19 protein-coding genes are annotated in these 20,131 nt (G+C 38.1%); 11 read left to right on the top strand and 8 right to left on the bottom strand.

The genetic code is table 11. The features are described from left to right. The first annotated feature begins 5 nt into the window (after positions 1–5). From FBD94_RS24510 to FBD94_RS24490, 5 genes are read left to right on the top strand one after another with little or no spacing between them, the layout of a single operon-like run. The gene (locus FBD94_RS24510) at positions 6–866 is read left to right on the top strand and encodes an alpha-1,2-fucosyltransferase (protein ID WP_136882168.1); all 861 of its coding nucleotides are present in this window, start codon (positions 6–8) and stop codon (positions 864–866) included. Continuing rightward, entirely contained in the window at positions 851–1,873 is a 1,023-nt protein-coding gene (locus FBD94_RS24505; protein ID WP_136882167.1) for a glycosyltransferase family 2 protein, read from the top strand. Before FBD94_RS24510 ends, FBD94_RS24505 begins: the two co-directional genes overlap by 16 nt. 32 nt (positions 1,874–1,905) lie before the next feature. Beyond that, complete coding sequence (locus tag FBD94_RS24500; protein WP_136882166.1) at positions 1,906–2,637, top strand: DUF268 domain-containing protein; 732 nt, start codon at positions 1,906–1,908, stop codon at positions 2,635–2,637. A 6-nt stretch (positions 2,638–2,643) separates the two neighbouring features. Beyond that, the gene (locus FBD94_RS24495; protein ID WP_136882165.1) at positions 2,644–3,543 is read left to right on the top strand and encodes an FkbM family methyltransferase; all 900 of its coding nucleotides are present in this window, start codon (positions 2,644–2,646) and stop codon (positions 3,541–3,543) included. Position 3,544: 1 nt separating this feature from the next. Then, positions 3,545–4,423, top strand: a complete 879-nt coding sequence (locus FBD94_RS24490) for a glycosyltransferase family 2 protein (protein ID WP_136882164.1) — start codon at positions 3,545–3,547, stop codon at positions 4,421–4,423. Between the two features lie 699 nt (positions 4,424–5,122). On the opposite strand, the gene FBD94_RS24485 is transcribed toward FBD94_RS24490, so the two are convergent. From FBD94_RS24485 to FBD94_RS24460, 6 genes are all read right to left on the bottom strand, one after another. Continuing rightward, a complete protein-coding gene (locus FBD94_RS24485) occupies positions 5,123–6,436 on the bottom strand; it encodes a hypothetical protein (protein ID WP_136882163.1) in 1,314 nt (437 codons plus the stop codon). A gap of 5 nt (positions 6,437–6,441) precedes the next feature. Next, on the bottom strand, positions 6,442–6,741 hold the full coding sequence (locus FBD94_RS24480; RefSeq protein WP_136882162.1) for a hypothetical protein: 300 nt from the start codon (positions 6,739–6,741) through the stop codon (positions 6,442–6,444). A 415-nt stretch (positions 6,742–7,156) separates the two neighbouring features. Beyond that, entirely contained in the window at positions 7,157–10,189 is a 3,033-nt protein-coding gene (infB, locus tag FBD94_RS24475; RefSeq protein WP_136882161.1) for a translation initiation factor IF-2, read from the bottom strand. A gap of 116 nt (positions 10,190–10,305) precedes the next feature. Further along, positions 10,306–11,541, bottom strand: coding sequence for a transcription termination factor NusA (gene nusA / locus FBD94_RS24470; protein WP_090783111.1), 1,236 nt, complete (start codon positions 11,539–11,541; stop codon positions 10,306–10,308). Between the two features lie 2 nt (positions 11,542–11,543). Then, a complete protein-coding gene (gene rimP, locus FBD94_RS24465) occupies positions 11,544–12,008 on the bottom strand; it encodes a ribosome assembly cofactor RimP (RefSeq protein WP_136882160.1) in 465 nt (154 codons plus the stop codon). A 130-nt stretch (positions 12,009–12,138) separates the two neighbouring features. Next, on the bottom strand, positions 12,139–12,576 hold the full coding sequence (locus FBD94_RS24460) for a hypothetical protein (RefSeq protein WP_131607915.1): 438 nt from the start codon (positions 12,574–12,576) through the stop codon (positions 12,139–12,141). 18 nt (positions 12,577–12,594) lie between these two features. On the opposite strand from FBD94_RS24460, the gene FBD94_RS24455 reads away from it, so the two are divergent. Then, positions 12,595–12,936, top strand: coding sequence for a phage holin family protein (locus FBD94_RS24455; RefSeq protein ID WP_136882159.1), 342 nt, complete (start codon positions 12,595–12,597; stop codon positions 12,934–12,936). A gap of 77 nt (positions 12,937–13,013) precedes the next feature. On the opposite strand, the gene cphA is transcribed toward FBD94_RS24455, so the two are convergent. Next, positions 13,014–15,629 (bottom strand): cyanophycin synthetase, encoded by a 2,616-nt coding sequence (gene cphA / locus FBD94_RS24450; protein ID WP_136882158.1) that lies wholly within the window; start codon positions 15,627–15,629, stop codon positions 13,014–13,016. A gap of 273 nt (positions 15,630–15,902) precedes the next feature. Here cphA and FBD94_RS24445 point away from each other — a divergent pair, with 273 nt between their 5' ends. Continuing rightward, on the top strand, positions 15,903–16,778 hold the full coding sequence (locus tag FBD94_RS24445; RefSeq protein WP_136882157.1) for a cyanophycinase: 876 nt from the start codon (positions 15,903–15,905) through the stop codon (positions 16,776–16,778). A 5-nt stretch (positions 16,779–16,783) separates the two neighbouring features. Then, positions 16,784–17,626 carry an isoaspartyl peptidase/L-asparaginase gene (locus tag FBD94_RS24440; RefSeq protein ID WP_131607910.1) on the top strand — a complete coding sequence of 281 codons (843 nt, stop codon included), beginning with the start codon at positions 16,784–16,786 and terminating at the stop codon, positions 17,624–17,626. A gap of 5 nt (positions 17,627–17,631) precedes the next feature. Here FBD94_RS24440 and FBD94_RS24435 read toward each other — a convergent pair whose 3' ends face one another. Beyond that, the gene (locus FBD94_RS24435; RefSeq protein WP_136882156.1) at positions 17,632–17,871 is read right to left on the bottom strand and encodes a helix-turn-helix domain-containing protein; all 240 of its coding nucleotides are present in this window, start codon (positions 17,869–17,871) and stop codon (positions 17,632–17,634) included. An 18-nt stretch (positions 17,872–17,889) separates the two neighbouring features. Here FBD94_RS24435 and FBD94_RS24430 point away from each other — a divergent pair, with 18 nt between their 5' ends. The 3 genes from FBD94_RS24430 to FBD94_RS26390 all read left to right on the top strand — a co-directional run bounded on the left by FBD94_RS24430 (position 17,890) and on the right by FBD94_RS26390 (position 20,019). Then, positions 17,890–18,288: a HEPN domain-containing protein gene (locus FBD94_RS24430; RefSeq protein WP_317131575.1), complete on the top strand. Its 399-nt coding sequence runs from the start codon at positions 17,890–17,892 to the stop codon at positions 18,286–18,288. Positions 18,289–18,329: 41 nt separating this feature from the next. After that, positions 18,330–18,620, top strand: coding sequence for a hypothetical protein (locus FBD94_RS24425; protein WP_136882154.1), 291 nt, complete (start codon positions 18,330–18,332; stop codon positions 18,618–18,620). A 193-nt stretch (positions 18,621–18,813) separates the two neighbouring features. Next, positions 18,814–20,019: a DUF1398 domain-containing protein gene (locus FBD94_RS26390; protein WP_235884645.1), complete on the top strand. Its 1,206-nt coding sequence runs from the start codon at positions 18,814–18,816 to the stop codon at positions 20,017–20,019. The last annotated feature ends 112 nt before the right edge of the window (positions 20,020–20,131 follow it).

The raw sequence follows: 20,131 nt of genomic DNA, 5'->3' as shown, positions 1-20,131 counted from the left end.
TCAAATTGAAAATAGTTAAATTCTTGGGCGGCTTAGGAAATCAAATGTTCCAATACGCTTTTTACCGGGCATTAAGTAAAAGGCATAAAACCGTGAAAGCTGACCTTAGCGGCTATTCAAATTATCCGCTACACAACGGCTTCGAACTTGAAAAAATCTTTAACCTGGATCTTAAAAAAGCTTCTCCGTTTATAATTAAATTGTACGACCCTACGGTAAGAACCTGGTATATTAGAAAATTAAGAAAAATCTTACTGCTTGAGAAAGCTTATAAAGCTGAAAAAGACCCTTTCCTCTTTGATGAAGAAAAACTTAAAGACAAAGGACCAAAGCTATACTGGGGCTATTGGCAAAATCAAAAGTATTTTATAGATATTGAACAAGAATTAAGGGCCAATTTCCAGTTTAAAAACGAAGTCTCGAAAACAAATGAAAATTTCCTTCAGCAAATCCTTCGGTCAAATAGCATTTCAGTACATATCAGAAGGGGCGATTATGTAGGCCACGAATCTCTGGGCGGACTTTGTGATTTAGCATACTATCGGGAAGCAATAACCATTATGAGGGCCAAAATTAAAACACCTTCCTTCTTCATTTTTTCAGATGACATGGAATGGTGCAGAAAAAATCTTCCGTTGCCCGAAAACACAACCTTAATAGAGGGGAATAACGGGCTCAACAGTTATATAGACATGCAGCTAATGAGCAATTGTAAACACAATATTATTGCCAACAGCAGCTTTAGCTGGTGGGCTGCCTGGCTAAACCAAAATCCAGATAAAATCGTTATAGCTCCAAAAAAATGGATTAATGACGACAATTACAACGATTCAGACATTATACCCAAGACATGGTTAAAAATATAGCAGGAGATCCACCTATTAGTGTTGTCATGCCTGTTTACAATGCTAGTCAATTTTTAAATCAAGCAATTGATAGCATACTAACTCAAACTTATACAGATTTTGAATTTATCATTATCAATGACGGTAGTACAGATAATACCGATACGATAATCAATTCTTATACAGACAACCGCATAAAGTATTTTATCAATCCTGTTAATCTGGGCATAGTTGAAACACTGAATAAAGGCATTGATCTGGCCCGGGGAAAGTACTTGGCTAGGATGGATGCTGACGATATTGCTCTGCCTGAGCGTTTTGAGAAGCAATATCATCTAATGGAGCATAATCCTCAAATCGCCGTTTGCGGATCACATGCATTCAACATTAACGATTCAGGCATTAAAACAGGAAATAACGCTTTCCCCATTGCGGATAAAGAAATTAAAGCACAACTGCTTTTTCATAACACGTTTATACATCCAACTACTTTTTTTAAGACGGAGGTGATCAAAAAATACAAATATCAGGGGGATTATCACTATGCTGAAGACTATTATCTTCTAGCTCAAATAGCAACGGAACATGAACTAGCAAATCTTGACGAAGAATTACTGTTATATCGAGTTCATGAGCTAAATACAACCTCTACCAAATCAAAAGAAATGAAAGAAGCACATATAAAAGTGATTGATTACCAAATTTCAATTCTTTTAAACAAAAAAGCTGACCCATTATTTATAACTCAGCTATATACCTTACCTGCTCATGATTTTACAACATACAGCCTACCTATTTACGAGAATATTCTAAATACTTTACTTAACGCAAACAAGCTAAATCCTGTATACGACAATCGTGTATTTCATGAGGTGTTACATCTCTACTGGTACAAAGTGTTATATGAAATTGGTAGCAGAAATGCATTTTTTAATTTCTTGAGCAGCCCTCTACTAAGCTGGCATGCACTAACGTTTAAGCAGTTTCGCCGTATGTTCAAAACCAGCGTAAAATCATTATTTAATTAATTATCGACTAAAAATTGCGATCTTTATCTATTATGTTAAATTTTTTAAAAAAATTACTGCCAAAAAAGTCCTCATTATTTCAAAGTCAGTACCTCCAATTGAATAATCTTGAAAAGCAAACAAAAAAACGTTTCCTATTGGATGAGGCACATTTGTATCCATGCCTAAACGATAACACCGCAGAAACAGGATTTGACAGACATTACATCTATCATCCTGCTTGGGCAGCACGAATTATTAAACAGAACAATCCAGCAAAGCATATCGATATTTCATCTATACTAAATTTCAGCAGTATGCTTTCCGCTTTTTTACCGGTAGATTTTTACGATTACAGACCTGCAAAACTGGAACTATCTAACCTAAAATCTTTACAAGGCGATCTTATGAATCTTCCATTTCCATCAGATTCTGTTGAGTCTATTTCCTGCATGCATACCATTGAACATGTTGGCCTTGGAAGATATGGAGATCCGATGGATTATGATGGCGATATAAAAGCTATAAACGAATTAAAAAGAGTGCTTGCGCCCAGTGGCTCTCTATTGTTTGTGGTTCCACTAGGAGCAACTGACACCATACACTTCAATGCTCATCGTGTATACAGCAAACAGCAAGTATTGGATCTTTTTTCGGATATGAAACTTGAGGAATTTGCATTTATCCCTGAAGATGAAAATGATGGGGGTTTAGTTATCGATCCTTCAAAACAATTGCTGGACAAGTCAAATTATGGATGTGGGTGTTTCTGGTTTACTAAATAAGATATTATGTTAAAGTTAATAAAATCAATTTTCAAAAATAAACAACAACCTCTTAAAGACCACAATCCTGAAAGTGATTACAATCGTAATTTACTAAGGATCAAAATTACTAAGCACCTTCAGGAATTAGAACACGACAAAACAATTACGGAAGAGCAAAAAGAGGTTTTAACCTACCTTTCTAACAACCCATTACAAATCTTCCCTTACCACTTTAATTCCAAATACAATGAAGAAGATGTGGAAGTACTTACAGATGCTGAAACTGGATTATCATATGTATTCTTAGATGGCAAAAAATTATTCTTTAAAAGAGGGCTAACGAAACAAGCTATTCAACACATGCATAACTTTTTGTTAAAGGAACAGGATCCCGCCTCCCCGCATAGATATTTAACTCATGAGTTTAACATTGAGCAGAATGATGTAATTGTTGACGTTGGATCTGCCGAAGGAAATTTCGCCTTACAAAATATTGATAAGGCTAAAAAAGTATATCTTTTTGAAACGAATCCTGATTGGATTGAAGCTCTGGAAGCAACATTTAAACCATGGTTAGATAAAATAGAGATTATAAACAAATTTGTTTCCGATAAAGATGATGTGCATAACATCACTTTAGATACCTTTTGCAAAGAAATGGGTAAGATTGATTTCTTAAAAATTGATGTTGATGGTGCCGAACAGCAACTATTAGATGGAAGCAAAAACACCCTAGCCTCTCAAGTTGCAAAACTAGCGATCTGCACTTACCATTTAAAAGATGATGAAATCACCTTTGATCAGATTTTAAAAGATAATGCATTTAAAACATCTTATTCTGATGGCTATATGATCTTTATATATGACGATTTACAACCTCCGTATATTAGGCGTGGACTTATAAGGGCAATAAAAACAGCGTAAGATGTGTAAAGTTTCCGTTTGTATCCCAACCTATCAAAGCAAAGAACAGCTATTAAGAAATTCACTTGTTGCTTTACAAAATCAAATAGGAATTGAAGATTATGAAATTATAATCTCTGATGACTCCGCAAACGATCATGTTAAAAACATCGTAGACGATTATGATTTTAAAGGTAAATTAATCTATACAAAGAATAAGAACTCTTTAGGCCCGCAAAAAAACTGGAATCACTTACTTGAGCTCTCCAAGGGAGAATATGTGAAATTTATATTTCATGATGATTGGTTAAGTAAAGAAACTAGTTTATCCGAATTTTGCAAATTACTAGATGACCACCCTGACGCTGATTTTGCTTTTACACCAAGTTTGGACCATTTTAATGATGGTCGTTTAAAGTTAAATGCTCCTGATGAAGAATTTATGAAACGCTTTACTAGCAATCCGATGGAACTATTTTTAGAGAATCGAGTTGGATGTCCAAGTGCCGTAATAGTTAGGAGAAGAAGTATTATTCCGTTTGCTACCAATTTAAAATGGCTTGTTGATGTAGAATGGTATATGCGTATATTAAAACGAAACCCCAGAATAATTTATTCTGATACAAGTTTAATAAACATCGGCATTAATGATCAGCAGGTAACCAACGAATGTATAAATGACGAAGAAATACAACTACGAGAGCATTTTTATATCTACAAGGAGCACTTACAAGACAATCCAGACAGAAACAGATATTTGAACTTGTTAGTGGCCCTAATAAAACGTTTTCATATTAATTCTTTCGCAATACTTAGAAAGTATACCGGATTTTCCTTCTTTACTAAATACAAAATAACACATACAATCATTTCCAATAAAATTAAAGAAAGGAATAGATGAAAATTGTAAGATTTTTAGGTGGGTTAAGAACCAAATATTCCATACGCTTTTTTAATTTATTAATGATTTCTTCACATTTACCAACGACAATAAAAAAAACTATCATTAAGCAATTAGAAAACTACTTAAACAACGCTTTTTCGCCTTTCTAAAGCCTTAATTCTAATTACCCAACAACTTATTCACCTTATCCTTAAAAAGGTATTCTATGCACTCTTTAGTCTTAGACTAAGAGGCACAATAGAAAAAGAAGTTTCATACAATTTCTTTTAGACATAGTAGCAATACTCGACATATAACTACTTATTCAACAATTGACAAGGTTACTTCTATCTCGGAGGGATAAAGTCGCGGATCTGAAACCACGCACTTCCTAAAGCTCCTCAAACATCAATCACATTTAACTTATTCCCATTTTTGCGCCGTACAACAGGGAAGAAATAATGGCATAAAGACACTCTTTTTAATCAAATAACACACAATCCCACTCATATACAGCCTCGCCATTCTTGATTTTTAATATTGAAGAAGGCCGACAATTAATTTTCAGCAAAATAGCTGAATAGGCCACATAAAAAAAACGCATTGAAGTTGACCTCCAATGCGCTTTATAAATATAGTTTGTTTACTTACAACTTCCTTTTACTTCAACTTGCTCGTAAGCTTCAATAACATTGCCTACTTCAATGTTATTGAAGCTTATTGGGCACAATAAAAAGCTATACCTTCATTTCTATACCCGCCATTTCCTATTGTAGGTTGGTTATCTGGAGTAAAATAATGATCTTGTCCATAGATTCCATTATAAACGTAAACCGGAATCCGATTTGGTCCTGGTGTCAAATAGGCATAGAACACAATACCTTCATTTTTAAAAGCACCACCACCTATTGTCGGTTTATTATCAGGGGTAAAATAGTGATCTGAACCTGCTTGATTATAATAAACATAGATTGGTACTACCCCAGGTCCAGGTTTAGAAAACGCATAAAATGCTATTCCTTCATTTACAAAGCTTCCGTTTCCAATTGCAGGCCTATTTTCAGAAGTAAAATAATGATCTGTAGCAGGGCCATCATGATAAACATAAATAGGAACTGGATTTGGAATTGGATTTGGATCTGGATTTGAATGCTGAAGAATATAAAATTTCACACCTCCAAAACTGTAGTTAGGAAAAATGTCTGAAGAGGTTGAATATCGATGAAAGCTTCCCAATGATGATGAATAATTTTCATAAACAGGATAAGCATTGGTTACCTCATTTCCATAAACATAACAAGCAATTTCACCATAGTTATAACCAGAAGTCGTCGTTAATGTAGTAGTATAATAATAATTCCCGTTTGAGGGATGAGTATACCTATGTAAAGGGACAGTCCCCGCTTCAGCAGATGTAAAAACATATCCAAAAACACCAGTATATGTGAATCCTGGATAGCTTGAGTAGTATACAGTTGTCAACCGCCTTTTATTGCCAGATACATATTCGTATAAAGGGACCGAACCAACTGCGGGTGGTGTAAATGCAGGTGGGATGCCGACTACCCCACCTACTTCCGGATTAGGATCTGGATTAGGGTTAGGGTTAGCTTTATAAATCTCATAACCTGTAATAGTATTAGTTGTAGCCCCTTGGTTGTCTCCATGCCATACTTGTATTTGAAGATATACTTTTCCAGTAGTTTTATTAGCCGGTAATGAAGCTGAGATTGACTGTTGAAAAATACCATTTGCCGCCCAATTCCCCTCATACCACCACAAGGGAGTACTCAAATCTAATGAAGTATTACCCTCTATGTAAACAACAGTTATCTTAACTGTATTATATTCGACACCAGTTTTCATAAGTGTAACATCAGCAGTAAATGGAGTTGTTGCTCCTGTAACTGGAACTAGCTTACCAGAATTCAGGTATTGACTCTGTATAGCAAATTGACTTATAGTTACGGCTGCATTACTTTTAAATATGAATAAGCACACGATTCCAATTAGTAATATAATCTTCTTCATAATTTCTAGTTTGTTTCGTACTTAGCTTTATACTCATTAGAGATATCATATAAATTCTCTATCTCATCCTTAGTCATTTTATTTTTTCCAAATGAGAATTCGTCATTTGTCGCATCAAATAAAACTTCATTTAAAGGGATATCCCAAGCGATTGATACAAACTTTTTCATTTTTTGAAATTTGATCTTTTCAGCATCAAGTGCCCCGGAAGGATCTGCAGTTGGAATCGTTCCTTTTTCACAGCTTATCAAAGCTACCGATGCTAAAAGGGCAATTAGCACTACTGGTTTTAAAAATTTTAACATAATTAGATATAATTAATTGCCTACTCTTTTTAAGATTTTCGGCTTCCTCTGAAATTTTACCACGCACAGAATTAACATGCCACATAAGTGGATAATTAGTTCATTTCAAGAAAGAATACTTCAAGTTTTTGCGAATAGAATGCCATAGATGACACTCCTTAAAGAAAAGAATTGAGAGCATAATTATTTGATTTTGCGTTTTTCTAAAACTATTAATAATATTATTACTAACGCACGGGTTTACGCCAATAGCGGTTTACATTACGTCAATGAACCACCCCATTACGTCAATAAAACTTCACTATCGATTACTAAAATGATACAATAAATTTCTGGGTCATGGCAAAAAAACAGGGAAATAAAAAAGCGCATTGAAGTTACCCTCCAATGCGCTTTTTTAATATAGTTTGTTTAATTACAACTTCCTTTTTACTTCAACTTGTTCGTAAGCTTCTACAATATCGCCTACCTCAATGTTATTGAAGTTCTGGATGTTCAATCCACACTCGTAACCTCTTGATACTTCTTTCACGTCATCTTTATAACGTTTCAATGAAGCCAGTTCACCAGTGTAAACTACCACACCATCTCTAACGATACGGATCTTGCTGTTACGAGTAATCGTACCATCCAATACCATACAGCCGGCAATTGTACCAACCTTAGTGATTTTAAAGGTATCTCTGATCTCAACGTTAGCAGTGATCTTCTCTTCGAACTCAGGAGCCAACATACCTTCCATCGCAGCTTTGATCTCGTTGATCGCATCATAGATGATAGAGTATAAACGGATATCTATCTGTTCAGCCTCGGCCAGTTTACGTGCACCTGTTGAAGGACGTACCTGGAAACCGATGATGATCGCATCAGAAGCAGAAGCTAACAATACATCAGACTCTGAAATCTGACCTACCGCTTTACCAATGATATTGATTTGAATCTCTGGAGTAGACAGTTTCAATAATGAATCTGATAACGCCTCGATAGAACCATCCACATCACCTTTAACGATCAAGTTAAGCTCTTTAAAGTTACCGATAGCCAAACGACGACCGATCTCATCCAATGTAATGTGTTTCTGAGTACGAAGCCCTTGCTCACGCATCAATTGTAAACGTTTGTTTGCAATCTCTCTAGCTTCAACTTCACTTTCCAGTGCATTGAATTTATCACCTGCAGTAGGTGCACCCTGCATACCCAATACCTGTACCGGTACCGATGGGCCTGCTTTATCTACTTTTTGACCGCGTTCGTTAAATAACGCTTTAACTTTTCCACTGTAGCTACCTGCAAGGATAGGATCACCTACCTTTAAAGTACCTGCTTGTACCAGAACTGTAGTCACAATACCACGTCCTTTATCAAGCGTAGCCTCAATTACACTACCTGTAGCACGTTTATTAGGGTTAGCTTTAAGATCCAGCATTTCTGCTTCTAATAATACCTTCTCTAATAACAGATCTACATTTTGTCCGCTCTTACCAGAAATCTCCTGTGACTGGAAAGTACCTCCCCAATCCTCAACCAAGATATTCATGGCTGATAGTTGTTCACGGATCTTTTCAGTATTTGCACCTGGTTTATCAATTTTTGTGAAGGCAAATACCAATGGTACGCCTGCAGCCTGTGCATGGTTAATCGCCTCTTTTGTTTGAGGCATCACCGCATCATCCGCTGCAACAACAATAATTGCAATATCTGCAACCTTCGCACCACGAGCACGCATCGCCGTAAAGGCCTCGTGACCAGGTGTATCCAGGAATGTTACTTGTTTACCTGTTGGTGTAGTTACCATATAAGCTCCAATGTGCTGGGTAATACCACCGGCCTCACCTGCTACCACATTTGCTTTACGGATATAATCCAACAATGATGTCTTACCATGATCCACGTGTCCCATAATGGTAACAACTGGTGCTCTTGGCAATAAATCTTCTTCAGTATCTTCTTCTTCAATAATGATGTCACTTTCATCATCCGGTTTAACGAATTGTATTTCGTAACCAAACTCATCAGCAACAATAGTCAAAGTCTCAGCATCCAAACGTTGGTTGATCGATACAAACATACCTAGACTCATACAAGTCGCGATAATTTTTGTAACCGGCTCATCCATCATCGTAGCCAATTCATTTGCCGTTACAAACTCGGTAACCCTAAGTACACGTGATTGTGATTCCAGCTCCATTGCTGCCTCATCAGCAGACAACGCAACATCATCACGTTTCTGACGACGAAGTTTTGCACGTTGAGCAAATTTACCAGATTTACCAGCTCCACTTAAACGAGCAAGTGTTGCTTTAATCTGATCTTGTATTTCTTTTTCCGTAGGTTCTTCTTTAGGTCCGCCAGAAGGTGATCCTGGTTTGCTGTTCCTAAAATTAGGCCTGTTGGCTGTATTGTTAGTATTGTTTCTAAAGTCTGGTCTGTTAGCAAAAGTTGGAGCAGGTTTAGGAGTACCTGGCTGTCCGCCTTGTACTTGTTGACCGCCTTGGTTTTGACCACCACCTTGCTGTTGTCCTTGACCAGGTTGGCCAGGATGTCCACCAGGAGTTTTCTTGCGTTTACGTTTTCTTTTCGCATCAGCACTTTCTCCCGAAGAAGCTACTGGCTGTGATTTACGATCAGGCGTTACCGGCAAGGTAATCTTTCCAATGATATTAGGGCCAGAAAGCTTTACTGACCGTGCTTTAATCACTTCAGTTTCTTCAGGCTTTTCAACTTTTGGTGGTTCAGGAGTTACTTTTGGTGCAACTACTGGCTCAGGAGCTTTAACCACTGGTGCCTCAACAACCGGTTTTGGTTGCTCTTCAGCTTTAGGTGTTTCCACAGGCTTAACAGGTTCAGGTTTTATTTCCGCAACAGGCTGTTCAACCGGCTTCTCTACTTCCTTAACCGGCTCAGGTGCTTTTTCAACAGGAGCAACCGGCGCTACTGGTACCACAGGTGTTTCAACCTTAGGTTCCGGTGCTGGAGCTTCCTCTTTCTTAACAGGGCGTGTTTTAGCATTTAAATCATCAAGATTGATCTTTCCTACTATTTTCACACCAGGTAAAGAACCTTCTTCAGCTTTCTCTTCTACTTTCTCAGCAGCAGGAGCTTCTTCCTTAGGCTTCTCAGCCGGAGGAGTATAAGCATTCAGGTTTTTAATTAAAATCCCTTCGTTTTCAAATTCAACATTTTTCTTAGGTGCCTCAGCAACTTTATCGGTTACTTCAGGCTCATCACGACGAATTTTACCAATAACAATTTGATTGGCTTCTTCTTTTACGATCTTATCGCCCTGAAACTCTTTCAACAATGCATTGTACATGTCGCGGGAGAGCTTAGTAGTGGGTTTATTCTCAACAGAAAAGCCTTTCTTTTCTAAAAACTCAACGGCCGTAGCTATACCTACGTTAAGTTCCTTAACTGCTTTAAATAAAATTATTGGTTTGTCGTCTGACATTGATATCCTATTTTTTCTTTAATTCTTATACAAAAGTAACGTTTATTCTTGTTTATTTCATGTGTAGGCAATTAGTTTTTAATTACTACATTATTTTGTAAACACCATAGCCAACGTTATTCAAACTCTGATTTTAAAATACTCATGACTTCTTTGATGGTCTCTTCTTCTAAATCGGTACGTTTAACCAACTCATCAACAGACAAAGCCAATACACTCTTAGCTGTATCACAACCAACAGATTTCAACTCATCAATGATCCAGCTATCGATTTCGTCCGAGAACTCTTCGATATCCACATCCTCATCTTCTTCACCTGCTTCGCGGTACACATCGATTTCGTAACCAGTTAACTTACCAGCTAGTTTAATGTTATGTCCACCACGTCCAATTGCCAACGAAACTTGATCTGGCTTCAAATAAACTGAAGCATGTTTAGTTTCATCATCTAATTTAATAGAGGTGATTTTTGCTGGGCTCAATGCCCTTGTAATATATAATGAGATATTGTTTGTAAAGTTAATCACATCAATATTCTCGTTTTTAAGCTCTCTAACGATACCGTGGATACGTGAACCTTTCATACCAACACAAGCTCCTACCGGATCAATTCTGTCATCGTATGATTCTACAGCAACCTTAGCACGCTCTCCTGGTTCACGAACGATTTTCTTAATGGTAATCAAACCATCAAAAATTTCAGGAACCTCGATTTCGAACAAACGTTGTAAAAACTCAGGCGCAATTCTCGAAATAATGATCTTTGGCGTAGCATTTACCATATCCACTTTCAAAATCACCGCACGAACAGAATCTCCTTTTTTGAAGTAATCCGCTGGGATTTGCTCCGTTTTAGGCATCATCAACTCATTACCTTCATCATCAAGCACCAAAGTTTCTTTTTTCCAAACCTGGTAAACTTCACCGGTAACGATCTCACCAACTCTGTCTTTATATTTCTTAAAGATTTCGTCTTTCTCTAATTCCAAGACTTTAGAAACTAGTGTCTGACGGGCGGCTAAAATCGCTCTACGACCAAAACTCTCCAATGTGATCTGCTCAATGTAGTCGTCGCCAACTTCCATGTCCGGATCCAATTGTTTTACCTCCGCCAATTCAATTTCTAAATCATCATCCTCAGAAAAGCCATCTTCCATCACTTTTCTGGTGCGCCAGATTTCCAAATCTCCGTTGTCCGGGTTAACAATTACATCGCAATTCTCATCCGTACCATATTTTTTACGCAACATACTGCGAAATACCTCTTCCAGCACACTAATCACTGTAGGACGGTCGATGTTCTTGAAGTCTTTAAACTCTTGAAATGAATCGATTAAATTAATATTGCTCATTTTTATTTAAATGAAATTAAAACCTTTGTTTCTGTTATATCATTAAAGTCTATGTTGGTTTCTACCAACTGAACCTTTTTACCTTTTTCTTTAACCTTTGCTTCTATGGTTATGCTGTTTTCATCAGCACTTAACAACTTCCCTTCTTTCACCTCGCCACCTGTCAGCTTTACACTTAGCTCGCGTCCAATATTTTTAACATATTGTCTTTTAAGCCTTAAAGGTTCACCCACTCCTGGCGAAGATACTTCCAGATTATATGCCTTTTCAATTGTATTTTCCTCTTCCAAATGAAAACCTACATGCCTGCTAATGGCCGCGCAATCCTGAATACTAATCCCCTCATCGCCATCAACATGTATAATAAGCTTATGATTTGGCAGCATCTTAACCTCAACTAAAAACAACTCCGGCCTATCCGAAATCTTCTCTTCAACTAATTCTGTTACTCTTTTTTCTACCTGCATAACCAATTTGCCAATAATAGAAAAGAGGGGACTTCTGCCCCCTCTTACCTCTATTACAGCGCAAATGTATGAAATATTTTTATAAATTAAAAATGCTATAACACAATGAGTTCTAATATTTAAATTGTTCCTACCTGGTTAGTAATTGTTGATGCGCTCTTACCCCAGGTTTCAACTCGTTTTTCAGCAATTCTTTTACACTCCCAAACCTAGCGTTCAAATGAGTTAAGACCAGATAGTCTCTTCCTTTTACAAAAGGCGTTTTAGGGATAAAAACAAGATTGCTATCTGTAGCTACAACTTTACCCTCAATCGGAAGCTCAGTTAACGTCGAGTCCTGATCGGATGGCGTTTGCAAAACAGAGACCAAACCATTAAGCGTCGAATCTGCTCCAGAGGATTCATTTTGTAGCTGCAACAAGCCCGAGCGATCGATATTATCAAATACAATAGCCGAACTATCCGCAGAAAAGCCTATTAAAAGTGGCTTGTTATTTGCTGATGAACAGGCGAACAAAAAAATAACAAACAAAAAACCACCAAACGATCTAACAAAACATTTAACCATACCGCTAAATTAAACATTATGAGATTTATTGTAGAAATATTATTGACCGGACTTGCAGTATTTATAGGCGCCCGTTATTTGGTGCCAGGCGTCACAGTAGACGGCTTCGGAACAGCCGTTATTGCAGCTCTTTTAATTGCACTAGCCAACGCTACTATTGGATTTATTTTACGGGTACTCACCTTTCCCGTTAATTTTTTAACGCTTGGATTGATTTCTTTTATCATTTCGGTGTTAATGATCTTATTGGTTTCCAATGTGATGTCGGGATTTCACGCTTCAGGATTTTGGGCAGCGGCGTTTTTAGCCATTGTAGTTGCAATTATCAAGGCCATATTCGGATCCCTTAGTAAGGATTAAAATGTAAAACGGGGTATTCAGCCTGGACTAAATACCCCATTTTATATTTTGATTAAAACTATATTAAAAATCCAACACTAAACGCCCAATTCCTTATCAAGATATTCAGACACTTTATCGACTGCATCACCGATCGTACCACTTAAAATTGTGATAAATGAACCCGATTTTGTAGTCGCAATCAGGTATTTTAAACAATCATCACCACTGTTGTTAATCATAACTTCCATATCAGGCTTCACATCAGCAATTCCTTCCAGCAATAAATCGATCAAATCCTGAGGAACACGCCCACGAAGGTATTTTTCCTGACAGATGATAATTTTATCGAACATCTGAGCGGAAATACGTCCAGTTTCTCTAATATCCTCATCTCTTCTATCTCCAGTAGCAGAAATCACACCAATATGCTCAGTAGCTTCAATAGACTTCAGATAAGTTTTAATACCATTATAACCATTGGCATTGTGTGCAAAATCAACCAGAACCTTAAACTCTTTAAAGTTGAAGATATTCATCCGTCCTGGTGTTTGAGCCGCCGAAGGAATAAACGTTTCTAGTGACATCCTGATATCCTCAATCTTATATCCCCATAAAAAAGTAGTCAACGTTGCAGCCAATACATTTTGGATCATAAAATCTACACTACCACCAAAGGTTAAAGGAATATGGGTTACTTTTTCTACTCTGATCTTCCAATCGCCCTTTTTAATCGTGATATAACCATTCTCATAAACAGCCGCTATACCTCCTTTTTTACTGTGCTCTACAATAACCGGATTATTTTCGTCCATGCTAAAATAAGCCACATTACAATCGGCATTGCCGGCAATTTTAATACAGTATTTGTTATCCGCATTTAATACCGCCCAGCCACTTCTTTTAACCGAACCAATAATTACTGCTTTTACTTTAGTCAGATCATCCAGTGTATGAATATCCGAAATCCCAAGGTGATCTTCCTGTATATTGGTTACCACGCCAATATCGCAATGGTTAAAACCCAAACCGGCCCTTAAAATACCCCCACGAGCAGTCTCCAATACAGCGAATTCTACCGTAGGATCCCTTAATATAAACTCAGCACTAACGGGTCCCGTTGTATCTCCCTTCATAAGCATCGTATTCTGCACGTAAATACCATCAGAGGTGGTAAAACCTACTCTAGTACCATTGCTTTTCAAAATATGCGCAATAAGTCGAGTTGTTGTTGTTTTTCCATTGGTACCAGTAACCGCAACAATAGGAATCCTTGCCGATTTACCTGGCGGATAAAGCATATCAATTACCGGAGCAGCAACATTCCTTGGCAAGCCTTCACTTGGGGCCAGGTGCATCCTGAAACCAGGTGCCGCATTAACCTCCAATACAACCCCGCCATTTTCAGGTAAAGGCTGCGTAAGGTTCTCGGCCATAATATCAATCCCGCAAATATCCAACCCAATAACCCTGGAAATACGTTCACAAATAAATACATTCTGAGGATGCACCAAATCCGTCACATCTATAGATGTACCACCTGTGCTTAAATTAGCTGTAGATTTAAGATATACAATTTCACCCTTCGGCGGAACAGTCTCTAAAGTGTAACCCTTTTTACCCAACAAATCTAAGGTATCTCGATCTATGCCAATCTCTGTCAGAACATTCTCATGCCCATATCCCCTTCTAGGGTCTTCATTTTCTTTATCAATCAGTTCTTGTATTGTCCCTTGTCCATTACCTGTTACATGAGCAGGAACACGCAAGGCCGCAGCAACCATTTTATGGTCAATAACCAAAACCCTGAAATCATACCCAGTTATGAAACGTTCTATAATGATTTTACGGGAATAAGTTTTAGCATATTCAAAAGCAGCAGCAGCAGCTTCATCAGTTAGCACATTGATAGAAGCGCCCTTGCCATGATTTCCATCCAGTGGCTTAAATACCAATGGATAGCCAACCTTTTTTATGGCATCTGGCAAATCTGCTACATCAGAAATGGTCACGCCCTTAGCTACAGGAATAGCCGAGTCTTGTAAAATCCTTTTGGTTTCATCTTTATTACAGGCAATATCAACAGCGATACTATTGGTCCTTTCTGTCATAGTTGCCCTAAAGCGAACCTGATTTTTACCATAGCCCAATTGCACAAGAGAACCTTTATTTAACCTTATCCAAGGAATATCCCTCGAAATAGCCTCATCTATAATTGAGCCCGTGCTGGGACCAAAACGTTCTATCTCTCTCAATTCGCGCATCCGCTGAATATCAGCCTCCAGGTCATACTCCTGATCATTGATCAAGGCTTCTGCAATTCTAACAGCAGATTCAGCAGCAAATACACCTGCTTTTTCTTCGATATAGCTAAACACAACATTGTAGATACCTTCTGTTTTAGTCTGCCTGGTTCTTCCGAAACCCGTATCCATTCCAGCCAGCGTTTGGATTTCAAGCGCAATGTGTTCAATCACATGCCCCATCCAGGTGCCTTCTTCAATACGAGCTAAAAAACCACCAGGCGCACCCTTTGAGCAGCGATGGGTATATAAACTAGGTAGCAACTTTGCTATCCGTTCCCCAAAACCTTCAATCACATTTGTCGGCCTCTGCTCCATCTCTTCCAGATCCAAACGCATCTGGATTAACTTCTTCCTTCTAATTGACCATATATTCGGTCCACGGAGCACCTGTATGCCTAAAATATTCATATCGAAATTATTGTTTTATGTGTTGATTGTGAACGCATTATAGGAATCTTTTACAGTTATCATGATACGGTCAAATGGAGACATTAAAGTTGGGTATATTTTTCTAATAAATTACTACACCAATATGGATTGTTTACATCTATTTTTCGCAAGGAAATAAACTGGAAAACCGTCCAAAAAATCATAAATAAATCCCATTATTATTAATAAAAATGGCAGATTTTACACTATTGCATATATATTTGGAATTATTGATAATATATTACAGAAAAAATGACTCCAAAAGGGAAATTAATAATAATAGGGGGTGCAATAAATACAGGAAGTTTTACAGAAACTATGTTTGGATTGCCCCAGAATATGAACTTTTTTGAAAGGGGCATTTTAAAAAGAATCACAACAGAATCATCAAAGAATACGGAATCGCGCTTTGAGATCATCACGACTGCATCTTTAATACCCGAAAAAGTAGGCGAAGAGTACATTAAGGCATTTGCCCAACTTGAGGTTCATAATGTTGGGGTACTAAATATTGCCAACAGAGAGCAGGCCAATGCAGCAGAAAATTGCGCTCGTGTAAAGGCCGCAGATGTGATCATCTTTACTGGAGGCGATCAACTCCGCCTATCCTCCATCTTTGGAGGCACTTCAATTCACCAAATCCTGCTCGACAAATATCAGGATGAAGCGATTGTGATTGCAGGTACATCTGCCGGAGCGGCTGCCAGTTCAAAAAACATGATCTATCAAGGAAGCAGCAAGGACGCCTTGTTAAAAGGAGAAGTAAAAATTACTGGCGGATTGGGCTTTATCGACGGCGTAATTGTAGATACTCATTTTGTCCAAAGAGGAAGAATCGGCAGACTTTTATATGCTACGGCCAGCAATCCAGGAATCCTGGGCATAGGCTTAGGTGAAGATACAGGCTTATACATCTCAAATGGCAATACCATGGAAGCCATTGGCTCAGGTATGGTAATTTTGGTAGATGGGAGAAATATCACCGATACTAACCTTACAGATGTAGAGATGGGACAACCGGTATCCATCAGTAATATGACGGTTCATACCATGTCCGACGGCGACGTATACGACCTTAGCTTACACCAACTCACTATCCACCATCCAAAATCAGTTTCAATAGACTAACAGCAATGAAAATTATTATTCATGGTGGCTTTTTCAGTGAGTCGGCAACCAACCAGGAAACGAAAAAAGCAAAACAAGACGCCCTTTCGGATATTACCCAACAATCCTACAACTACCTAAAAACACATACTGCCTTAGAAACCGTTGTTTTTGGCACGAAATTATTGGAAGACAATGACCTATTTAATGCCGGTCTGGGTTCACAAATACAAAGTGATGGCAAGGTACGGCTAAGTGCCTCCCTTATGGATGGAATAACCCAAAAGTTTAGCGGAGTCATCAATATAGAAAACGTACAACACCCAATAAAGATCTCGGAAAGTCTACTGGCTTACGATGATCGCGTATTAAGCGGAGATGGCGCGCTCACATTTGCCCGCAATAACGGTTTCGAGTTCTACAATCCCATTACTCCGCAACGCCAACAAGAATACGAAGCAAAAAAAAACGAATCCTTACGCAAAGGAACAGTAGGCTGTGTTGCTTTAGATCAATACGGCAACCTTGCCGCAGCAACCTCTACAGGAGGTAAAGGCTTTGAGATCCCATGCCGCGTTAGCGACTCCGCTACTGTAGCCGGCAACTTTGCCAACCAACACGCAGCCATTTCCTGCACAGGAGTTGGCGAAGACATTGTAAGCGCCGGCCTTGCCACTAAGATTGTCACCCGCGTAACCGACGGCTTTACCCTTAAAGCTGCCTGTGATAAATCATTTCAGGAATTAGCTACCATTGATGGCTTTGCCGGTGTTATTGGCATTAGCGCAACCGGAGAGGTATACCATACAGATTCTCACCCATACATGGTCTGGGCAGCGTTTGATGAAACACTAAAAGTCTTCGGATAAAACATTTACCTTTGTAAAGGCTGATCCGGAAAGAAATCTTTGATAGAGCAATTAAGAATACCAGCGATCTTGTTTAAGTGGTTTAGATTATATTTATCAGGCGTTTTACTGCTTTCAACGTTACCAACAAATTTTGAACTTAGCCCGATTTCTATCGAGAGGTTAACTTGACTTATGCCCGCCTTAAGTCTTAGCTCTCTCACTTTATCAATCACAAATTGTTCTATTTTAGAAATTTCACTCATTTAATAGCTAAGTAAGACATTATTGAACAGCATAATGTATGCGTATTTATGCTGCATCAGGCTGTAGAACAAACCTGTACTGCACTGATCAGGGTGCATCTGGCCTATCGAGCAGAGATGCGTAATTTACGCCGTCTTTTACACCTCTGCTCCTGCTTTTCAAATGCCCCCATAGAAATGTTCTTATCCGGTAGCCCTGATGACGAAAGACTTTTTGAAGTATTGCTTAAAAGTTATTCGAGAGCGAGATACAAAGATACTTTTAACATTTCCGAAGATGACTCCTGGTTTTTATACAATAAGATTATTGCGTTTGTAGCACTTGCTAAGGTAATGTGTGAAGAGAAGATAGCACAGTTAACACAACAAGCCATGTTATATAACGAATTTGCCAATCCAGCCAGAGCCGCCAATTAGCAACCAATTTTACTATTCAATCCTGATTTAAAAATAAGATTATGGAAAACATCATGAAAAAACTGGATTACCAGCCCGCAAATTTATCAGACTATGAATTAGAAAACCCTCTAAGCACAATGGTCGACTTTTTGGATAACAATGATCTCCATCATATCAGGGAAAAAGTTTGGCAACTCTATAAGGGATGGGTGAATAACTCAGTCGGATTTACCGAGGGAGATGAAAATGCCGATATGCTATACTTTTACACCCAACTCATTGAATTTATAAATGCGGCGTTTATATATACGGAAAAGAGGAAACTGGAAATTCAGCCATCTAAGGGATGAAAATAAATAAGCGATCGGTCTGCCTAGTATAATACTCCAACTATAGTCCAAGTATAGTCCAACTATAATCCAACTTTTTCAATTAAAACATGGAATTTAGTTACTGTTTAATCTTTTTTAACTTGAAATTTTGTAGTACGCTAACCAAACCTTATCTTAGATCAGTTGTTTAGTTATAAAAAACATATAGATCATGGCAAAATTTGACGGAAAATTCCTGACAGGTGTAATAGGGCCTGCTGTTTTTAAGAAGTATCGCAATATGCAATTGGTTACAGGTAAATCCAGGTTGACAAAGGAGAAGCAAACTAAAAACACACACAAAGCAGCAACTCAATTTGGGATCGCCAGTACGCTGGCAGAACAATTCCGGAGCGTTACAACGGAGATCATCACAGATTTTTATGATGGAACAATGGTTTATCGCTTTAGAACGGATGTACAAAAGGCCTTGAAACAAGCATTCGACGCTCAATCTGAAACTTATCATTTTACAGCCAACAGTTTTGATCGGCTCAATGGTTTTGAATTTAATGCGGATTCACCGGTAATGGATAATTTCTTTGTGCAACCTGAGCAGCGCATCGAGGGAAATATCCTGACCATCAAATTGCCGGAAATGGTTGTTTCAAAGGATATGAAATTTCCAACAAAAGCGACTTCCTGCTTGCTAAACATCGCTGTGGGGATGTTTGACCTTACTTATGGAAATAGAACGATGTGTCCGATTCAGTCGATTGAAATTCCAAACGGTTCAAGAGATAACGTTATTCCTGCGCAGGAACTTAGTTTTGAAATAGAACCAGGCTGTTTATGCATTTCTATGTTTTCATTTCAGTTTATACAAAAGACATTTTCTGGTAACCTGATCATCAATAGTAAAACCTTCAATCCTGTTGCTGTATTCAGAGCAGTAATAGCGGATGGAATAGTAGATAACGAACAGACAGAAAAATGGGATGAGATGTCAGTTGTGAGGGATTCTAAACATTTTAATAAACCTAAAATAGAACTTAAAGCGATTGAGCAGGAACAGGAGAAAGTGAAAACCGCAGCAGATTTCCCCCAGTACATTCAAGCGATCAAAGAGTTAGGCGTAGCAGAATTTGTGACCTACGTATCCAATAGCCATACCCTGTATTCTGGGCATAATGGCCATCAGCTAAGCTCCAAGGCACAATATGAACCTTTAGTCGTCGCTGCTAAAAGTCATAAGAAAAAGTTTACCAAATATTTGAAAATGCATCAGGCAGGGCAAACGGATTACTTCAGCTTTTGCAGGCATTGTGCAGAAACAGGGATCGATAGATGGATAGTGAATTTATCATTGATGACCTGCACTTATTATGATCAGAAAGATCAGCTCATCCTGACAGAACCGATCCCTAATTCCGAATGAAATTGATTTTAACATACGAAAGGCAGAAGTCAAACCCCTGCCTTTGTGTTGTGAATAAAAAAATTACCTTCTCAGAAGGGGCCTCAGCGTTCTTGGAGCTTCTTCAGCGACA

The organism is Pedobacter hiemivivus, from assembly GCF_005144565.1.
Taxonomy (GTDB): Bacteria; Bacteroidota; Bacteroidia; order Sphingobacteriales; family Sphingobacteriaceae; genus Pedobacter; species Pedobacter hiemivivus.
Note: the sequence above shows the minus strand (reverse complement) of the source record. Positions and strands in the feature narration are given on the sequence as shown.

Bases quoted from the DNA above. Each gene is read 5' to 3' on its own strand.
- FBD94_RS24505 (WP_136882167.1), top strand. From the start codon at position 851: ATGGTTAAAAATATAGCAGGAGATCCACCTATTAGTGTTGTCATGCCT.
- FBD94_RS24500 (WP_136882166.1), top strand. From the start codon at position 1,906: ATGTTAAATTTTTTAAAAAAATTACTGCCAAAAAAGTCCTCATTATTT.
- FBD94_RS24495 (WP_136882165.1), top strand. From the start codon at position 2,644: ATGTTAAAGTTAATAAAATCAATTTTCAAAAATAAACAACAACCTCTT.
- FBD94_RS24490 (WP_136882164.1), top strand. From the start codon at position 3,545: ATGTGTAAAGTTTCCGTTTGTATCCCAACCTATCAAAGCAAAGAACAG.
- FBD94_RS24485 (WP_136882163.1), bottom strand. From the start codon at position 6,436: ATGAAGAAGATTATATTACTAATTGGAATCGTGTGCTTATTCATATTT.
- FBD94_RS24480 (WP_136882162.1), bottom strand. From the start codon at position 6,741: ATGTTAAAATTTTTAAAACCAGTAGTGCTAATTGCCCTTTTAGCATCG.
- infB (WP_136882161.1), bottom strand. From the start codon at position 10,189: ATGTCAGACGACAAACCAATAATTTTATTTAAAGCAGTTAAGGAACTT.
- nusA (WP_090783111.1), bottom strand. From the start codon at position 11,541: ATGAGCAATATTAATTTAATCGATTCATTTCAAGAGTTTAAAGACTTC.
- rimP (WP_136882160.1), bottom strand. From the start codon at position 12,008: ATGCAGGTAGAAAAAAGAGTAACAGAATTAGTTGAAGAGAAGATTTCG.
- FBD94_RS24460 (WP_131607915.1), bottom strand. From the start codon at position 12,576: ATGGTTAAATGTTTTGTTAGATCGTTTGGTGGTTTTTTGTTTGTTATT.
- FBD94_RS24455 (WP_136882159.1), top strand. From the start codon at position 12,595: ATGAGATTTATTGTAGAAATATTATTGACCGGACTTGCAGTATTTATA.
- cphA (WP_136882158.1), bottom strand. From the start codon at position 15,629: ATGAATATTTTAGGCATACAGGTGCTCCGTGGACCGAATATATGGTCA.
- FBD94_RS24445 (WP_136882157.1), top strand. From the start codon at position 15,903: ATGACTCCAAAAGGGAAATTAATAATAATAGGGGGTGCAATAAATACA.
- FBD94_RS24440 (WP_131607910.1), top strand. From the start codon at position 16,784: ATGAAAATTATTATTCATGGTGGCTTTTTCAGTGAGTCGGCAACCAAC.
- FBD94_RS24435 (WP_136882156.1), bottom strand. From the start codon at position 17,871: ATGAGTGAAATTTCTAAAATAGAACAATTTGTGATTGATAAAGTGAGA.
- FBD94_RS24425 (WP_136882154.1), top strand. From the start codon at position 18,330: ATGGAAAACATCATGAAAAAACTGGATTACCAGCCCGCAAATTTATCA.
- FBD94_RS26390 (WP_235884645.1), top strand. From the start codon at position 18,814: ATGGCAAAATTTGACGGAAAATTCCTGACAGGTGTAATAGGGCCTGCT.